The sequence below is a fragment of the Mycobacterium sp. E3247 genome (assembly GCF_001667785.1).
Taxonomy (GTDB): domain Bacteria; phylum Actinomycetota; class Actinomycetes; order Mycobacteriales; family Mycobacteriaceae; genus Mycobacterium.
On sequence record NZ_LZJG01000406.1, the window covers coordinates 1 to 516 of the forward strand.

Here is a 516-nt window from a genome sequence, read left to right on the forward strand (position 1 = left end):
CGCCTCTGCCAACCAGGCCGCTAGGGGCAGATCGTGTGAGTATCCGAGTGACCCGTGAATCTGCAGGGCGGTGTCGACGACATCGATGAGCATGTTGGCAATGTAAGTCTTGGCGATGGAATTCGCGATCCGCAAGTCGAGCCCGCGTTCCATCTTGTAAGCCAGGTGCAGGATCATCAGCCGGGTGACGTAAAGCTTCTCGGCGCAGTCGGAGAGCATCCACTGGATTCCCTGACGATCAGCCACCCGTTTGCCGAAGGTGACTCTTTCACATGCCCGCGCGGCCGCCATGTCAAGCGCTGCTTGGGCTTTCGCGATGCTCCACATCCCGTGCCGGAGCCGGCCGTATCCGAGCCGATGCTGCCCCATCGCAAAGCCCTCGCCACGGCCGCCGAGAATGTTCTCGTCGGGGACCACTAGGTCGCGGATGCGGACTTCCGCGTGACCCATGGTCACCTCACCGTGGAAGGCCGGCACGTCGGTCTCTCCCATAACCGGAATGTTGCGGATGATCTC

1 protein-coding gene is annotated in these 516 nt (G+C 61.8%); it reads right to left on the reverse strand.

Annotated features, from left to right (window positions below; translation table 11 throughout):
• The coding region (locus A9X04_RS21445; protein ID WP_255396494.1) for an acyl-CoA dehydrogenase family protein at positions 1-492 on the reverse strand (492 nt) is incomplete at its 3' end.
• Positions 493-516: the final 24 nt, after the last annotated feature.